Annotated in this window: 17 protein-coding genes; 3 read left to right on the top strand and 14 right to left on the bottom strand. The window is 42.5% G+C overall.

Annotated elements, in window-relative coordinates; all coding sequences use genetic code 11:
• Positions 1-33 precede the first annotated feature (33 nt).
• From rplI to ppsA, 10 genes are all read right to left on the bottom strand, one after another.
• Entirely contained in the window at positions 34-480 is a 447-nt protein-coding gene (gene rplI, locus G5T77_RS04500) for a 50S ribosomal protein L9 (RefSeq protein ID WP_004783880.1), read from the bottom strand.
• 9 nt (positions 481-489) lie between these two features.
• Complete coding sequence (gene rpsR, locus G5T77_RS04495; RefSeq protein ID WP_004278792.1) at positions 490-717, bottom strand: 30S ribosomal protein S18; 228 nt, start codon at positions 715-717, stop codon at positions 490-492.
• Positions 718-729: 12 nt separating this feature from the next.
• On the bottom strand, positions 730-1116 hold the full coding sequence (gene rpsF, locus G5T77_RS04490) for a 30S ribosomal protein S6 (protein ID WP_004696436.1): 387 nt from the start codon (positions 1114-1116) through the stop codon (positions 730-732).
• Positions 1117-1400: 284 nt separating this feature from the next.
• Positions 1401-2279 (bottom strand): heme o synthase, encoded by an 879-nt coding sequence (gene cyoE, locus G5T77_RS04485; protein ID WP_166134971.1) that lies wholly within the window; start codon positions 2277-2279, stop codon positions 1401-1403.
• A gap of 10 nt (positions 2280-2289) precedes the next feature.
• A complete protein-coding gene (locus G5T77_RS04480; protein WP_171064814.1) occupies positions 2290-2619 on the bottom strand; it encodes a cytochrome o ubiquinol oxidase subunit IV in 330 nt (109 codons plus the stop codon).
• Positions 2616-3236, bottom strand: coding sequence for a cytochrome o ubiquinol oxidase subunit III (gene cyoC, locus G5T77_RS04475; RefSeq protein WP_166134969.1), 621 nt, complete (start codon positions 3234-3236; stop codon positions 2616-2618). Before cyoC ends, G5T77_RS04480 begins: the two co-directional genes overlap by 4 nt.
• Before the next feature lie 4 nt (positions 3237-3240).
• Positions 3241-5229, bottom strand: a complete 1989-nt coding sequence (cyoB, locus tag G5T77_RS04470; RefSeq protein ID WP_166134966.1) for a cytochrome o ubiquinol oxidase subunit I — start codon at positions 5227-5229, stop codon at positions 3241-3243.
• A gap of 3 nt (positions 5230-5232) precedes the next feature.
• Complete coding sequence (gene cyoA / locus G5T77_RS04465) at positions 5233-6309, bottom strand: ubiquinol oxidase subunit II (RefSeq protein WP_005236020.1); 1077 nt, start codon at positions 6307-6309, stop codon at positions 5233-5235.
• Between the two features lie 301 nt (positions 6310-6610).
• Entirely contained in the window at positions 6611-7417 is an 807-nt protein-coding gene (locus G5T77_RS04460; protein ID WP_004783867.1) for an RDD family protein, read from the bottom strand.
• Between the two features lie 416 nt (positions 7418-7833).
• Positions 7834-10212 carry a phosphoenolpyruvate synthase gene (gene ppsA / locus G5T77_RS04455; protein WP_004783865.1) on the bottom strand — a complete coding sequence of 793 codons (2379 nt, stop codon included), beginning with the start codon at positions 10210-10212 and terminating at the stop codon, positions 7834-7836.
• A 154-nt stretch (positions 10213-10366) separates the two neighbouring features.
• On the opposite strand from ppsA, the gene G5T77_RS04450 reads away from it, so the two are divergent.
• The gene (locus G5T77_RS04450) at positions 10367-11203 is read left to right on the top strand and encodes a pyruvate, water dikinase regulatory protein (RefSeq protein WP_166134959.1); all 837 of its coding nucleotides are present in this window, start codon (positions 10367-10369) and stop codon (positions 11201-11203) included.
• A 243-nt stretch (positions 11204-11446) separates the two neighbouring features.
• On the opposite strand, the gene G5T77_RS04445 is transcribed toward G5T77_RS04450, so the two are convergent.
• The 4 genes from G5T77_RS04445 to G5T77_RS04430 all read right to left on the bottom strand — a co-directional run bounded on the left by G5T77_RS04445 (position 11447) and on the right by G5T77_RS04430 (position 14580).
• Entirely contained in the window at positions 11447-12010 is a 564-nt protein-coding gene (locus tag G5T77_RS04445; protein WP_166134956.1) for a flavoprotein, read from the bottom strand.
• A gap of 281 nt (positions 12011-12291) precedes the next feature.
• Positions 12292-13296 carry an LLM class flavin-dependent oxidoreductase gene (locus tag G5T77_RS04440; RefSeq protein ID WP_166134953.1) on the bottom strand — a complete coding sequence of 335 codons (1005 nt, stop codon included), beginning with the start codon at positions 13294-13296 and terminating at the stop codon, positions 12292-12294.
• 156 nt (positions 13297-13452) lie between these two features.
• Positions 13453-13902, bottom strand: coding sequence for a hypothetical protein (locus G5T77_RS04435; protein ID WP_004783858.1), 450 nt, complete (start codon positions 13900-13902; stop codon positions 13453-13455).
• A gap of 249 nt (positions 13903-14151) precedes the next feature.
• Positions 14152-14580 carry a glycine zipper domain-containing protein gene (locus G5T77_RS04430; protein ID WP_034171622.1) on the bottom strand — a complete coding sequence of 143 codons (429 nt, stop codon included), beginning with the start codon at positions 14578-14580 and terminating at the stop codon, positions 14152-14154.
• A 354-nt stretch (positions 14581-14934) separates the two neighbouring features.
• On the opposite strand from G5T77_RS04430, the gene prfA reads away from it, so the two are divergent.
• On the top strand, positions 14935-16023 hold the full coding sequence (gene prfA, locus G5T77_RS04425) for a peptide chain release factor 1 (protein ID WP_004783856.1): 1089 nt from the start codon (positions 14935-14937) through the stop codon (positions 16021-16023).
• Complete coding sequence (gene prmC / locus G5T77_RS04420) at positions 16023-16841, top strand: peptide chain release factor N(5)-glutamine methyltransferase (protein ID WP_159123180.1); 819 nt, start codon at positions 16023-16025, stop codon at positions 16839-16841. The genes prfA and prmC overlap by 1 nt, the downstream gene beginning before the upstream one ends.
• The last annotated feature ends 65 nt before the right edge of the window (positions 16842-16906 follow it).

Raw genomic sequence — 16906 nt, 5'->3', positions numbered from 1 at the left:
CATGCCAAAGCATGCCCTTTTTTCGGTGAGAAATTACTCAGCTACGATAGTAACCAGAACTTCTGCAGCAACATCATGGTGCAATTGGATTGCGATGTTGAATTCACCAGTGTTGCGAAGTGCGCCATTTGGAAGACGAACTTCAGCACGGTCAACTGTAAGACCAGCATTTGTCAACGCGTCAGCGATGTCACGAGTACCGATTGAACCGAACAGTTTACCTTCATCACCAGCTTTCGCAGTGATTACGATGTTAACTTCGTTCAATTGGTCAGCACGTGCTTGAGCAGCAGCTAATACTTCAGCTTCTTGTTTCTCAAGTTCAGCACGACGAGCTTCAAAAGCAGCAGTGTTAGCTTCAGTAGCTGCAACTGCTTTACCTTGAGGGATCAAGTAGTTACGGCCGTAACCAGCTTTAACTGAAACTTTATCACCAAGTTTACCAAGGTTTTTAATGCGTTGTAATAAGATAATATCCACAGCTCAACCTCACTTATGATTGTCAGTGTAAGGGATCAAAGACAAGTAGCGAGCTTGTTTGATAGCAAGTGCTAGCTGACGTTGGTAACGAGCTTTAGTACCTGTAATACGGCTAGGAACAATCTTGCCGTTTTCAGTGATGTACTGTTTTAAAGTGTCGATATCTTTGTAGTCGATGTACGTAACGTTCTCAGCTGTAAAGCGGCAGAACTTGCGACGACGGTAAAAACGTGCCATGTTAGGTTCTCCTTATGCTTCAGCAGAGTCTTGAGCTTGTTGTGCTTCTTCACGTTGAGCTTTACGCGCACGTTTTTCTTCAGCACTCTTAGCCAATAATGACTCTTCAGTGATAGCGTTTTCACGACGGATGATAAGGCTACGAATGATTGCATCGTTATAACGGAACAATTCTTCTAGCTCATCAAGAGTAGTTTGACCACACTCAACATTCATCAGAATGTAGTGAGCTTTGTGGATCTTGTTGATTGGGTAAGCCAATTGACGACGGCCCCAGTCTTCAAGACGGTGGATTTGACCTTCAGCTTCTTTGATGTGAGTCAGGTAACGTTCTACCATACCCACAACTTGATCGCTTTGGTCTGGATGTACCAATAGTACGATTTCGTAGTGACGCATTGTCAGCTCCTTACGGTTTAAACAGCCCCAATTTAAGTGAAATTGAAGCAAGGAGTCACAACCTTGGTTGTGTCGCATAATATGCGAAGCGTGAAGTTTAGTGGTTTTGGGGCTGAAATACAAGCAAATCTTGCCAGATGATGAATGTTTGAGCACGTATGGAAACAAATAAAAAATTTACAAGAGTTAAGTTTCTAAAGGAAACAAAGTTACTTTAAGTAAGCTCGGAAGGGATTATGTATTTAGTAGAAGAAATAAAAAAGATAGAGTAAAACTCTATCTTCTTAAAAAAATATGATTGGATTCTGCGGGGCGGTAGAAGTAAAACTGAAAATAATACTGATCACGGTAATTAGTTTGACCGAGAACATGAAATACTGTTTTGCCCATGCCTGATCATCTTCAGCTTTAAAGCCCTGAATACTGAGATAGATCCAGTAAAGCGTCATCAGATTTAATACCACCAGATAGATCCAGTTTGCATAACCATAAACAAATAAAGCATTCATGGTAATTCCGAACAATATCACGTAGATCAAAGATTCGATCTTGGTACGTCGAATTGAACGGGCGACAGGCAGAATTGGAATGCCTGCATTTTTGTAATCTTCAAAACGATAGACTGCAATTCCCCATGAATGGGGCATTTGCCAGAGTGCATACCCTAGAAAAATTAAAAGGGCACCCAGGTCAAACTGGCTTGCAACTGCGGTATAACCGATCACAGGCGGTGCTGCACCAGAAATACTGCCTACCAGTGTTTGGTGAATAGTTGTTCGTTTTGTCCATAAGCTGTAAAAACCAACGTATACGACAAAACCAATAACTGCGAATAGGAAAGCGTATGCATTTACCCAGAACCATAAAATGCCAAAACCGATCACACCCAGTACAAAAGCAAAGGTGAGAGCAACAGGTACAGAAATAGTTTTTTTGACAAGTGCGCGATTTTGCGTGCGCTGCATTTTTTGGTCGATGTCCTGATCAATAACGTTATTGACCACGCATCCTGATGCCACTACGAGAGTAGTACCAATAAGAGTAAGAAGCAGGAGAAGGAAATCTACAGAACCTTGAGTGGCTACGAAGTAGCCACCCAAAGTGGTAACAAAGTTACCGAAGAGAATTCCTGGCTTAGTCAGGAATAAATACTTTTTCAGCATGACAACCAGTTTAGATCATCATGTTGTAGTGTAGGTAGTTCATGATCCATACAGAACCCACTAAAAGAATAGCGATGGTTAAGATGGTATACACAAATGCAATTACGTTCCAGCGTTGCTCTGAAGAAGAGTTCATGTGCAAGAAGTAAATTAATTGCACAAGAATCTGAGCGACTGCAGTAATTGCAATAGCAGTAATCAAGATACCGCGGCTAAAACCACCTGCCATGACCATACCGAATGGAATTACAGTAAGGACAACAGACAGGATGAAGCCAACAGTATATTGCTTCATGTTACCGTGTGATTCGCCAGCAGCGTTATGATCATGACTCATTATAGAACTCCCATCAAGTAAACTACGCTGAATACACAGATCCATACGATGTCAAGGAAGTGCCAGAACAAGCTTAGGCACGCAAGACGACGAGTGTTAGGCAGAGTCAAACCATATTTCTTGATTTGAATCATTAACACGATCATCCATACCAAACCTGAAGTCACGTGGATACCGTGCGTACCTACCAGCGTAAAGAACGAAGACAGGAACGCAGAAGTGCTAGGGCCATGACCAGCATGAACTAAATGATTGAACTCATAAAGTTCCATACCGATGAAGGCAGCACCAAATAACCAAGTGATCGCTAACCAGGTAAGAACCTGACTAACGTTTTTCTTGTAGGCAGCTAGAACGGCAAAACCAAAAGTTACGGAAGAGATCAAGAGGGCAAACGTTTCAGTTAAAACGAAGCCTAATGAATCACCAAACAGATCACGCGCGCTTGGAGTGCCTAATGGAACGTGGCTACTTAAAACAGCGAATGCAATGAAGAGTGTACCGAAAAGGATAAGGTCACTCATCAAGTAAGTCCAGAAACCAAAGACAGTGATGTCAGTATCATCGTGATGATGATGCTCATCGTGTCCGTGGTTATCGTGATGAAGTACTTCAGCCATGGTCTTAGTCCTTCTTCAAGTGTTTTTCAAGGATCGCATAACGTTCACCTTCAATACGCTCAACTTCAGCAGCAGGAACATAGTAATCCACTTTCTTGGTGAAAGAAGACACGATGAAGCTGATGATAGCTGCTACGAAAGTAACCGCTACTAACCACCAGATGTGCCAGATTAACGCGAAGCCCATAACAGTAATGAACATTGCGATAATGAAACCAGCAGCACGGTTAGTCGGCATATGGATATCTTCGTACTTCGTAGGTTTTGCATAAGCAACACCGTTTTCTTTCTCGATCCAGAAAGTATCAATACCATTGATCTTTGGAAGATGAGCAAAGTTATAGAACGGAGCAGGAGAAGATGTAGCCCATTCAAGCGTACGACCATCCCATGGATCGCCAGTCAAATCTAGACGTTGATCGCGTTGTAGGAAACCAACAACGATTTGCATGATGAAACATACAATACCAAGTGCAACTAGAACAGCACCGAACATTGCGATGTTTACATACGGATCCCAGTCTGGGTTATCAAATGTATTCAGACGACGAGTCATACCCATGAAACCAAGGATATAAAGTGGCATGAATGCAAAGTAGAAACCAAAGAACCAGAACCAGAATGCTGCTTTACCCCAAGTCTCATTCAATCTCCAACCGAACATTTTCGGCCAGTAGAAGATGATACCCGCGAACATCGCGAATACTACACCACCAATAATTACGTTATGGAAGTGAGCGATCAGGAATAAAGAGTTGTGTACCAGGAAGTCCGCTGGTGGAACTGCCATCAATACACCTGTTAAACCACCGATACCAAAAGTCACAAGGAAGCCAAGTGTCCATAGCATTGGGGTAGTGTAAACGATACGACCCTTGTACATGGTGAACAACCAAGAGAAGATTTTCACACCAGTAGGAATCGCAATAATCATGGTCATGATACCGAAGAACGCGTTAACGTTGGCACCTGCACCCATGGTAAAGAAGTGGTGAACCCATACAACGAATGACAATACTGTAATTGCAACTGTTGCATACACCATTGATTTGTAACCGAACAACGCTTTACGAGCGAAAGTCGATACAACTTCAGAGTAAATACCAAATGCTGGCAATACCAGAATGTATACTTCTGGGTGACCCCAAGTCCAAATCAAGTTCACATAAAGCATTGGGCTACCGCCTAGCTCGTTTGTGAAGAAGTGGAAGCCGAAGTAACGGTCAAGAGACAGCATTGCAATAGTAGCAGTCAACACTGGGAATGCTGCGATAATCAATACTGCTGTACATAAAGATGTCCAGGTAAAGATTGGCATTTCCATCAGTTTCATGCCAGGCGCACGCATTTTGATGATGGTAACGAAGAAGTTAACACCCGTTAATAGCGTACCCAGACCTGAAATCTGCAGTGCCCAGATGTAGTAATCCACACCGACGCCAGGAGAGTATTCAATGCCTGATAGTGGAGGATAAGCCATCCAACCAGTCGCAGCGAATTCACCAATCGCAAGTGAAGCCATCATCAGACCCGCAGCACCAGCGAACAGCCAGAAGCTTAAAGAGTTCAATAATGGGAATGCAACGTCACGTGCACCGATTTGAAGCGGTACAGAGATGTTCATTAAGCCAACAACAAGACCCATTGCCACGAAGAAGATCATGATCACACCGTGTGCGGTGAAGATCTGGTCATAGTGTTCTGGGTGCAAGTAGCCTTCGCCGCCACCTTTTGCAAGGAACTGCTGAAGACGCATCATAATCGCATCGGCGAAACCACGTACCAGCATGATCACTGATACAAAGATATACATGATACCAATTTTTTTATGGTCTACAGATGTGAACCATTCGTTCCACAGGTAGCCCCATTTTTTGAAGTAGGTAATACCTGCAACAACTGCGATACCACCTAAGATCATCATTGCAACAGTTACCAGTACGATTGGATCGTACGGAATTGCATCTGGACCTAACTTACCTAAGAAGCTCATGAATTATTCTCCTTGAGAAGCAGTCGCATGTTCAACATCTACATGTGCTTCAGAAGCAGCTGCTTCCTGGTGAGCAACAGAAGACGCTGAGTGATCAGCACCGTGATAGTTACTCATGTAGTTATTGATCACAGATTCAAACAAACCTTGCTCAACAGAAGAGTAGTAAGTCACTGGATGTGGCTTAGTTGGGTAAGGCTTCATTGCTTCAGCAGCAGCCTTCTCTTCAGGAGTCGTAGCTTTTGCAATAATCGCTTCGATTTGGTGTTTACCACGGTTACCGTCACGCAAGCTTGCAAATTCAGCTTGGTCTAAAACAGTTTTTTGAACTGCTTCTGGATTTACTGAAGTACCGTTACCTGCTTTAACTGCAGCTACCCATTCAGCAAACTGAGCATCAGTCACAGCATGTGCACGGAAGCGCATTTGTGAGAAGCCATAGCCTGAATAGTTAGAAGAGAAACCGCGGTAGCCTTCAGCTGGGCTAGTTTCGTCTGCCATTAAGTTCAGGTGAGTTTGCATACCCGCCATTGCATAGATCTGACCACTTAACGCAGGGATGAAGAATGAGTTCATCGTGAAGTTAGAAGTCAAACGAAGACTTACCGGAGTTTTCTCTGGGAAGCGAATTTCGTTTACAGTCGCAATGTTTTGTTCTGGGTAGATGAAGATCCATTTGAACTGTTCAGCAATAACCTGAACTGTTAATGGTGCTTTATCTGCCTCAAGTGGGCGGTATGGGTCGTACTTGTGGGAACCCCACCAAGTTAACCAAGCTAAAATACCAATAATAATGACAGGGATACCCCAAACTACAATTTCAATCGCAGTAGAGTGTGCCCATGTAGGTTTATAGTCTGCGTCTTTATTCGATGCGCGATATTTCCAACCGAACCATAATGCCATGATAATTGATGGAATTACCACCAATAGCATTAAGTAAATCGCAGTCATCATCAGGCTACTTTGGCCTTCAGCAACTGGACCCTTAGAGTTCAGAAGTACTAGATCACCACCACACCCTGTTAAAAGTGCAGCCATCGTTGATAAAGACAATACAGCTAAAATCGTTTGTCTCATTTTACAACCTCGGTGAAGAGTCCCATTCCCTAATTTAATATGGGATAGCGATTAAAGTGTCGCATGATAAAAGAGGCCGTTTTTTTACAAAACACCCTTCTAATCATAATACACCGCTACGTTGTAGGGCATTATGCCTGATATTGCCAAACTAAGCTATATATAAAGGTGCTTTAAATGACTGTAATAAAAACCGATTTTGTTGGTCAGGTTTCAAGAATATTTATAGGAATTTTATTGTAATTTCAAAGTTATGTAGGAAAATGGGATACCAAAACATCCCATTTTATGGCAGAACTAATTATTGTTTAACGACTTGGGTTTTTGCCAGTTTATCGTGCACGGTTTGACGTTTTTGCCCTAAACCGAACGCCCAGTCAATGATTGTGCTGAGTGGCATGAAGATAATATTCAGGAAAATAAAGAATACACTGCGAATAGTGAAGGCGCGCATCAAGCTGGTTTTTTCACCAGTCTCGGCATCTACGATCTTAATTTTAGTCAGTTTTTTACCGATACTTTGACCCGATTTGGCAATCAGAAAGGCCTGAATAGCGAGCATGATCACCAGGTAAATTGCAGTCGCAATCCATGCCTGTTGTGAAAACATGTCAAACATCTGAGTTTGTAGTTGCTGTGCCAGAGCAGGGTCAGCGTCACTACTTAACATCACATTCATAAACTCCTGGTTCAGTTGTGCAAACTGGGTTTCCTGTTCAGGAGTAAAAAATGCGGTCAAAATAAACGTCGCAGGCAGCCATAAAAGCAGATCCACAATCTTGGCTAAAATACGGCTTGGAATACTCGCCAGTTCTTTTTTTGCTGCAACATTTTGAGAACTGCGGGCACGAAGATGGTCTGTACTTGACTCATTTGTGTTCTGTGGAGCCTGATAGACTGGTGTCGCTGGCGTTTCTGGTGCTACATAGCCTTCAGGCTGATAGATCAGTTTCCCTTGGGTGAGTTCACCTAAAGCTTTCCATTCGGTCATACCTTGATGCCAAGCCAAATCAGTCAGAAGTACCTGTTGGTTGGCAAGCATCTGATTTAATTGCTCGAGCGTATATGGGCCAGCTTGTTGATTATTTCGTGCCAAGTAAATCTGCATATAAACTGAATCTCAAAAATATAAATTTAGACAAAAATTGAACTAGGAGTTTAAGTATTTTCAGGCTGAAAACAAATAAAAGAATATAAGTGTAATATATGGATAAGTTTAGGATTTTCAAGAATGTTCATCACCAAATTCCTCCATAATTGAGACAGTGTAGCAAGGATTGATGATTTTGCTATCAAGATGTGAAAATTCACTTAAATTTAATTATGCAATTTTTTCTCATGCTGTTTGTTGGTATTTGTTTGTCATTACACTAATAAGCTTATGCTTATGTAGATGATTGGATTTCAGTTAAATCAAAAATATATGATTGATCACTTAACTATAAATGTGATTAAGACAATATCTAGGTAATATTGAGAACATAAAAAAAGACCCTATGAAAGGGTCTTTTTTTAAAGAGTTAATTAAGCTTTTTGAGCTTTCTCTTCAGATAGGAAGAACCAGGTATCCAATACTGAGTCTGGGTTAAGAGATACAGATTCAATACCTTGTTCCATCAGCCATTGTGCAAGATCTGGGTGGTCAGAAGGACCTTGGCCACAGATACCTACATATTTACCGGCTTTACGGCAAGCATGGATGGCCATAGAAAGAAGCGCTTTTACTGCTGGATCACGTTCATCAAATAGGTGAGAAACGATACCAGAGTCACGGTCAAGACCAAGCGTTAACTGAGTCAAGTCATTTGAACCGATAGAGAAACCATCGAAGTGTTCAAGGAACTGTTCAGCTAACAAAGCGTTAGTTGGCAATTCACACATCATGATCACTTTAAGACCATTTTCACCACGTTTCAGACCGTTTTGACCTAATAGCTCAATAACACGTTTAGCTTCAGCAACAGTACGTACGAACGGGATCATGATTTGAACGTTAGTCAGACCCATTTCGTCACGAACTTTTTTCAGTGCACGGCATTCAAGTTCGAAGCAGTCACGGAAGTTGTCAGATACATAACGACTTGCACCACGGAAGCCCAACATTGGGTTTTCTTCTTCAGGTTCGTACAGTTTACCGCCGATCAGGTTAGCGTATTCGTTTGACTTGAAGTCAGACATACGTACGATCACTGGTTTGTCAGCGAACGCAGCAGCAAGAGTAGAGATACCTTCAACCAGTTTTTCTACATAGAATTCGATTGGAGATGCATAACCTGCAGTACGAGCAAGTACAGCAGCACGAGTTTCACGTGGCAGACTATCGATGTTCAATAATGCTTTAGGATGCACACCGATCATACGGTTGATGATGAACTCTAGCCGAGCAAGACCAATACCTTCGTTCGGAATTTGCGCGAAGTCAAATGCACGATCCGGGTTACCTACGTTCATCATGATTTTGAACGGAAGTTTTGGCATAGATTCGATAGAGTTGGTTTGGATTTCGAAATCAAGCGCACCTTCGTAGATGAAACCAGTATCACCTTCAGCACAAGATACAGTCACTTCCTGACCGTCAACCAGGACTTCGGTTGCATTACCACAACCTACGATAGCTGGAACCCCAAGTTCACGTGCGATGATCGCAGCGTGACAAGTACGACCACCACGGTTAGTTACAATCGCAGCAGCACGTTTCATTACTGGTTCCCAATCCGGGTCAGTCATATCAGATACAAGTACATCACCGTCTTGTACTTTGTCCATTTCTTTAATTGAAGTTACGATGCGGACTTTACCAGAACCGATACGTTGACCAATTGAACGGCCTTCACAGATTACAGTACCACGTTGTTTTAACAGGTAGCGTTCCATCGTGCCGACATTTTCACGGCTCTTCACAGTTTCAGGACGCGCCTGAACGATGTAGATTTTGCCGTCATCACCGTCTTTCGCCCACTCGATGTCCATTGGAGAACCGTAGTGGTTTTCAATGATCAGTGCTTGCTTAGCCAATTCTTGCAGTTCATGATCGTTCAATGCAAATTGTTGACGATCCGCTTTTTCTACATCAACTACAACAACTGATTTACCCGCAGCGGCTTCTTCACCATAAATCATTTTCTGGTGTTTAGAACCTAAGTTACGGCGCAGTACAGCGTGTTTGCCTGCATTTAGAAGCGGTTTTGAAATATAGAATTCATCCGGGTTTACTGCACCCTGAACTACCATTTCACCCAAGCCATAAGAAGCTGTAATGAATACTGCATCACGGAAGCCTGATTCAGTATCTAGAGTGAACATTACACCAGCAGCACCAGTTTCTGAGCGAACCATACGTTGTACGCCTGCAGAAAGAGCAACCACGTCATGCGCAAAGTTTTGGTGTACACGGTAAGAGATCGCGCGGTCATTGTACAAAGATGCAAACACTTCTTTGATCGCGATCAGAACGTTATCGATACCACGAATGTTCAGGAAGGTTTCTTGCTGACCTGCGAAAGAAGCATCAGGTAAGTCTTCTGCAGTCGCAGATGAACGAACGGCAACCGCGATGTCAGGGTTGCCGTTTGAAAGTTCTGCAAAAGCTGCACGAATTTCCTTTTCCAGTTCAGCAGTAAGTGGAGTTTCCACAATCCATTGACGAATCTTTGCACCAGTTTCAGCAAGTGCATTGACGTCATCAACGTTAAGTGCAGCAAGCTCTGCATTGATTTTAGCGTTTAGGCCACTTTGCTCGAGAAATTCACGATAAGCAGCAGCTGTTGTTGCGAAGCCACCTGGTACTGATACACCAGCATTAGATAAGTGGCTGATCATTTCGCCCAGAGATGAGTTTTTCCCACCTACAAGCTCAACATCGTGCTTCCCTAATTTTTCTAGACCAATTACGCGCGCTTCCAAAGTTGTTACTCCACTTTTGCAGTATTAATCACTATCTTGGCATGAGAGTATAGCAAATCTTCTAGGTTTTTGATTTTACTAAGCGACAGTCATGTAAGATCGGTTTACTATAAAGATTATATAGTACTAAGACAAATGTTTGAGGAGAATTTTAATGTCAGAAGGTAAACAAATTCAGCGGAGTGTGTTTTTTATTTCCGATGGTACTGCCATTACTGCTGAAACCCTTGGCCACTCACTGTTAGCGCAGTTTCCGCATGTGGATTTTGACATTCATATTATCCCTTATATTAGCTCTGAAGAAGCGGCCATGAATGTGGTCACAGAGATCAATGAACGTGCCCAAAAAGACGGTCAAAAACCTTTGGTTTTCGATACGTTGGTGGATCCCTATGTGCGTGAAATTATTAATACTGCAAATGCAGTAAATCTTGATGTTTTTGAAGGGCTTATCAGTAAATTATCAGAAGAGCTTGGTACTGAACCTACGACTTTAGTCGGTCAGACCCATGCGGTGACCGATTCTGAGTCTTATAAGGCACGTATTGATGCCGTACATTTTGCGCTCGACAATGATGATGGTGCGCGTACGCGTCACTATGATAAGGCTGATCTGATCCTGATTGGCGTATCGCGTTCCGGTAAGACTCCAACCTCAATTTATTTGTCTCTGCAATTTGGAATTCGTGTAGCGAACTATCCGCTAACTGAAGAAGATCTGGACGATAACCGCCTGCCAGCAGTGCTAAGACCGCATAAAAACAAGCTTTTTGGCTTGATGATTGATGCAGAACGTCTGGTTGCAATTCGTACAGAACGTAAGGCCAACAGCCGTTATGCCAGCTTTAGCCAGTGTCAGATGGAACTGCGTGCAATTGAAGGCATCTATATTTCGGAAGGGATAAAGTACCTGAATGTTTCGGAAATGTCGATTGAAGAAATCTCAACGCGTGTCTTACAGATGACAGGACTAAAACGTCGAATTGGCTAAAAAGAATTCAGAGCCAGACTTCAGTTTGGCTCTGATTTATAGATAAAAATTAATAAAAATACTGCTTTCATAGAAATAAAATATGAATATTATAAGTTGTTGAAATATTCAATATTTTAATAAAAAATGTAGTGATTATTTTTTAAACTTTTTTGCTATTCAATGAAATCAAAAATTCAATTTTGCAGAGCTAAATTTTTCCAAATACACTCCGAATTTTTAATCTTATGTGCTAAAAACAGATTAACTTGCTGATTGAAAAGTATGCACAATTAGCTCAACCTGATGTTCATCTCCATTAATACAATGAATACTATTTTCGGAAATTTTTGCAATAGGCCAGGTAATCAGCTGGCAATTTTCACGTTGCAGAGCAGCATAATAGTGATCTGATTTAAGATAAACTTTGGATGCGGCTGCAAGATTTGGCATGAGCTGGCGTCTGAGCCATAAATTTTGTACCTGATTTTCTAGATAACGTAATGATAAAATGCTTTTAATGCGGTTATTAAATAGGCGTCGATTTTTAATGATCAAGGGATGATTCAGAAGGCGCTGCAAACCACGTTCAGTACCTGGCAATACAAATTGCGGATTAATCTGAAAAACTTTTACTGAGCGAGCTTGCTGGCTAATCTTGTTGAGCTGGCTTACGGTAAATTGATCCGTACCGATAATCGCAATATCTTTTCCGGCACAGTCAAGTTCAGCGAGCTGGGAAGAGGGCACTTTAATGCCAGTAAAATGCTGAAAATTTTCGGGGCGATTCTCAAATATACCCGCGTGTGCATCCTGCTTGGTGTACATTGTTTTTCCTTGAAATTATTTAATAATTGGTCTTATTTGCTTTGTTATAGATATTAGCAAAAGCCCTAGAGCGGTAAAGATCAAAATTTAACTTAGACAGTCATTCTTTTTTCTATTGTATTTTTAATGAGACATAGATGTATTAAAGCGCAGGAGATCCATCTTAGAAATGAATTTATCCATTTAAAAACTTAAAATCTTCAAACACAGTTTTAAAAAAATATACCCATTCCTAAGAATGGGTATATAGATGAGAATAAATTAGGCAAAGCAAGATAGCATTATTGCCCGTTTTTGATCTGCATCAGCAATTCAAAATTATGCAGACGTTTCTCTGTGTCATAAATGTCACAGGTGAAGATAAACTCATCTACATCATATTTTGCTAGGAGTGCTTCCAGACCGGCTTTAACAGTTTCTTTGGAACCCACTTGCGCCATGGCAAAGAAATTGTCGACAGACATTTTTTCAGGTGGTGACCAGAGTCCTTCCATAGAATCAATCGGCGCTTTCAATTTCAGGCTTTGACCGCGAATCAGGGCAAGGACACGCTGGTAAGCACTTGTTGCCAGATATTCAGCTTCTTCATCTGTATCTGCGACACAAGTCGGTACGCCCATAGAAACATAAGGACGATCCAGATATTCAGACGGTTCGAAATTGTCCCGATACAATTGAATCGCTTGACCAAGCATACGCGGAGCAAAGTGAGATGCAAAAGAATAGGGTAGACCAAGTTTTGCTGCCAGTTGTGCGCTAAACAGGCTCGAACCTAATAACCACACAGGTACGTGTGTGCTTTGGCCTGGAGTTGCCACAATGCGTTGGCCTGGAATCGGATCTTTAAAGTATTGCAGAATTTCTAAAACATCCTGCGGGAACTGATCTTCAGTTTCCTGACGGCCACGACGTAAAGCACGCATGGTCATTTGATCGGTACCAGGAGCACGGCCTAGACCCAGCTCAATACGATCTGGATATAAAGTCGCTAATGTACCGAACTGTTCTGCTACTACCAAGGGTGCATGGTTTGGCAACATAATGCCGCCAGAGCCAAGTTTGATGCTATTGGTATTTGCCAGTAAATAGCCTAAGAGAACGGCAGTCGCTGAGCTGGCAATACCATCCATATTATGATGCTCTGCCAGCCACATCCGGCTATAACCTAGATGTTCTGCGGTCTGGGCCAATTCCAACGCATGTTGCAGGGAGAATTGAATGGTCTTATCGTCACGAACTGGAACCAGTTCGAGAATAGAGAACTGGATATCGGTAAGCGTACGCATAATATTACTCTTGAATAAACATGACTAAGAGCATACGACTTTGCATTGTATTTGTATATCGAAAAAAATCGATATATATGTAAACCAAAATAACAGACAAAAAAAATAAGCATCCGAAGATGCTTATTCAAGGAGGAAAAGTGATTAGAGGAAATCTTAGCGACGGTGGTTATAACGGTAGTTGCTAGTACGATAGTTTTTTGAACTATAGCGACGGTCATAACGGTCATCATAACGACGGTCTTCGCTGACTTTTTTACCAAGGGCAGAACCACCAGCAGAACCTAATGCAGCACCAATTAAGCCGCCATTAGAACCCGCCATGTTTTTACCTACGGCATAACCAGCACCACCACCTAAAGCACCGCCGATAATCGCACCATTACGGTCACGTTTATTCGCTGCTACTGCGGCACCAGCACCACCGCCAATCGCAGAACCGATTGTTGCACCAGTTGTACCACCCATTTTATTGCCCACTGCGGCACCAACGACACCACCCAAAGCAGAAGCTAAAGCCGTATTCGTTGTATTTCCGGCATTGGCGGCTGTCATACCCATGGCTGAGGTTGCTACGACAGCGATCATTAGAGATTTGTAATTCATGAGTACACCTTTTATATATCTAGCTGTATTTGTTGATGAGATAAATTTAATCTAGCAACCGTCAAATAGCATGGAGGCAGTGTTGGCGAATTGTGATTTTTATCTCCTTAATTTATTCATGATCTTGTTCGAATAAGTTGATGTATTACATGAATTTGAATACGTTGAACGCATAATAAAAAAAGCACCCAAACAGGTGCTTTTAATGTTAAATGTAGCGTCGAATTTAAAGAGCCTAAGGGCAGGAAATTAACGGTGACGTTTTTTCCAGTGTTTAGCACGATTCGCTTTGGCACGATCGGCTGCTTTATCTTTAGAAATTTTATTACCTAAGGCTGCACCACCCGCAGCACCGAGTGCTGAACCGATGTAACCGCCATTAGAACCACCCATGTTTTTACCTACGGTATAACCAGCACCACCACCTAAAGCACCACCAATTGCAGATGAGGTACGGTTTTTCTTGTTACTTGCAACAGCAGCACCACCTGCACCACCTAATGCAGCACCAATTGTTGCGCCAGTGTTGCCCCCCATGTTTTTGCCCAGTGCAGTACCAGCAACGCTACCTAAAGCACTTGCTGCTGCCACACGTGCAGTACTGTCTGCATGCGCACTCACTGTCATCATTGAGCCAGCAGCCATTGCAGCACTCAGTAAAATTGCATTGAGTTTCATGTTGTAACTCCGTGTCCCTGATAGGACTTTCATATGTTAGTGTGTTTCGACGCAGAAAATGTAACAAATCATGCCCAAAAGAATGTGAAGATCTACCTCCATATTTAATGTGTTTATTTGCCAATTTGTAAAATGAGAAATAAATAAGGATCGAATTGAGCAGAAAAAATCCAAAACTGAAGATTTTATTTATATTTGTTCACAAATGGCGGTGACATCGCTGCATCTAAGCAATGACTTACTGAATAATGATGTTCATTAACCCAGAGAATCGTTAAACTAGGCGCAATTTTTTGATTTCGCTGTGCTAAATCACTGTTTAGTCACAGCCTTATGTTTGAGATTTTTTAGAAAATGAAAGAATCGTTACGTTTACGATTAGACCAACTCTCTGACCGTCATGAAGAACTGACTGCGTTATTGGCAGATGTTGAAGTGATTTCGGACAACAAGCGTTTTCGCCAGTTATCACGTGAGCATAATGATTTAACCGAGATTACCAGCGTTTGGACCAAGTACAAACAGGCTGAAGAAGATATTGAAACTGCGCAAGCCATGCTGTCTGATCCTGACTTTAAGGAAATGGCGCAGGAAGAGATCAAGGAAAATAAAGCCCTGATCGAACAGCTTGAGGCTGATTTGAATATCCTGATGATTCCAAAAGATCCGAATGATGCCAACTCTGCTTATTTGGAAATCCGTGCCGGAACCGGTGGTGATGAAGCGGCAATCTTCTCGGGTGATTTATTCCGTATGTATAGCAAATATGCGGAATCTCAAGGTTGGCGTATTGAAATCCTGTCTGAAAATGAAGGTGAGCATGGTGGTTATAAAGAAGTCATCTGCCTGGTGAATGGTGAAGGGGTATATGGTCGCCTGAAATTTGAAAGTGGAGCACACCGTGTACAACGTGTGCCTGCGACAGAATCGCAAGGTCGTGTACATACTTCAGCGTGTACGGTAGCTATTCTTCCAGAAGTGGATGTAGATACTTCAGTCGACATTAACCCGGCTGACCTACGTATCGACACTTACCGCGCATCAGGTGCTGGTGGTCAGCACATTAACAAAACTGACTCTGCGGTGCGTATTACGCACATTCCAACCGGTACTGTGGTGGAATGTCAGGATGAACGTTCACAGCATAAAAACAAAGCCAAAGCGATGGCTTTATTGGTTTCACGTCTGGAAAATGCCAAACGTGCCGCAGCAGATGCAGCGACTTCTGAAATGCGCCGTGACCTGGTCGGTTCGGGTGACCGTTCAGAACGTATTCGCACCTATAACTATCCACAAGGTCGTATGACCGATCACCGTATTAACCTGACTTTATATAAGCTGGATGCCGTGATGGAAGGTGATCTGACTGAGCTATTAGACAGTCTGCATCGTGAATATCAGGCCGATCAGTTGGCCATGCTTGCACAGCAGAATGGTGGCTAATGAACATTCAAGAAGCACTGGCTTTACGTGGTGAACCTGAAAGTTATGAACGTCAGGAAAATGCCTGGCTGTTGGAACACATTACCAAGATTGATGCTTTTGATCTGGTAATGAAAAAAGACCAGCAGTTAACGCCTGAACAGGAACAGGCCTATGTCGAAAGCCTGGCGAGGATTGCTGCAGGTGAGCCATTGGCCTATGTGACAGGTTCACAACCGTTCTGGACTTTGGATCTAAAAGTCACTAAAGATACGCTAGTACCACGCCCGGATACCGAAGTGCTGGTCGAAACAGTCCTGAAATTAGACCTGCCGGAAGATGCACGAATTGTTGACTTGGGAACTGGTACCGGTGCCATTGCCTTGTCACTGGCGTCTGAGCGCCCTAACTGGTCTGTTACCGCTTCGGATATTTATGAACCCACACTGGAAGTTGCGAAATATAATGCGGAACAGCATGATTTAGATCAGGTGCAGTTTGTGCTTGGTTCCTGGCTAAAACCATTTGGTCGGCAGTTCTTTGATGCGATTGTATCTAATCCACCGTATATTGATGCAGACGATGAGCATATGCCTGATCTGGCGACTGAGCCGGAACGTGCGCTGGTTTCAGACAAAAATGGTCTGGCTGATATTGAGATGATTATTCAGCAAGCTAAAAAGCATCTAACCGTAAATGGCTGGGTTGTGCTTGAGCACGGCTATGATCAGGGCGATGCGGTCCGCCATCTGTTTACTCAAGCTGGCTATAAACAGGTCCGTACAGTGAAAGATTATGGCGGAAATGACCGGGTAACTTTAGGTCAGTGGCCACATTAATTTTTAAAGCTTGATATAATAAAAAAGCGACCTGGATAGGTCGCTTTTTTAATTCTTTTATTCAA

The sequence above is a fragment of the Acinetobacter sp. GFQ9D191M genome, assembly GCF_011174875.1.
Classification (GTDB): domain Bacteria; phylum Pseudomonadota; class Gammaproteobacteria; order Pseudomonadales; family Moraxellaceae; genus Acinetobacter.
The sequence above is the reverse complement of the archived record's forward strand: the minus strand, read 5'-3'. Positions and strand labels throughout refer to the sequence as shown.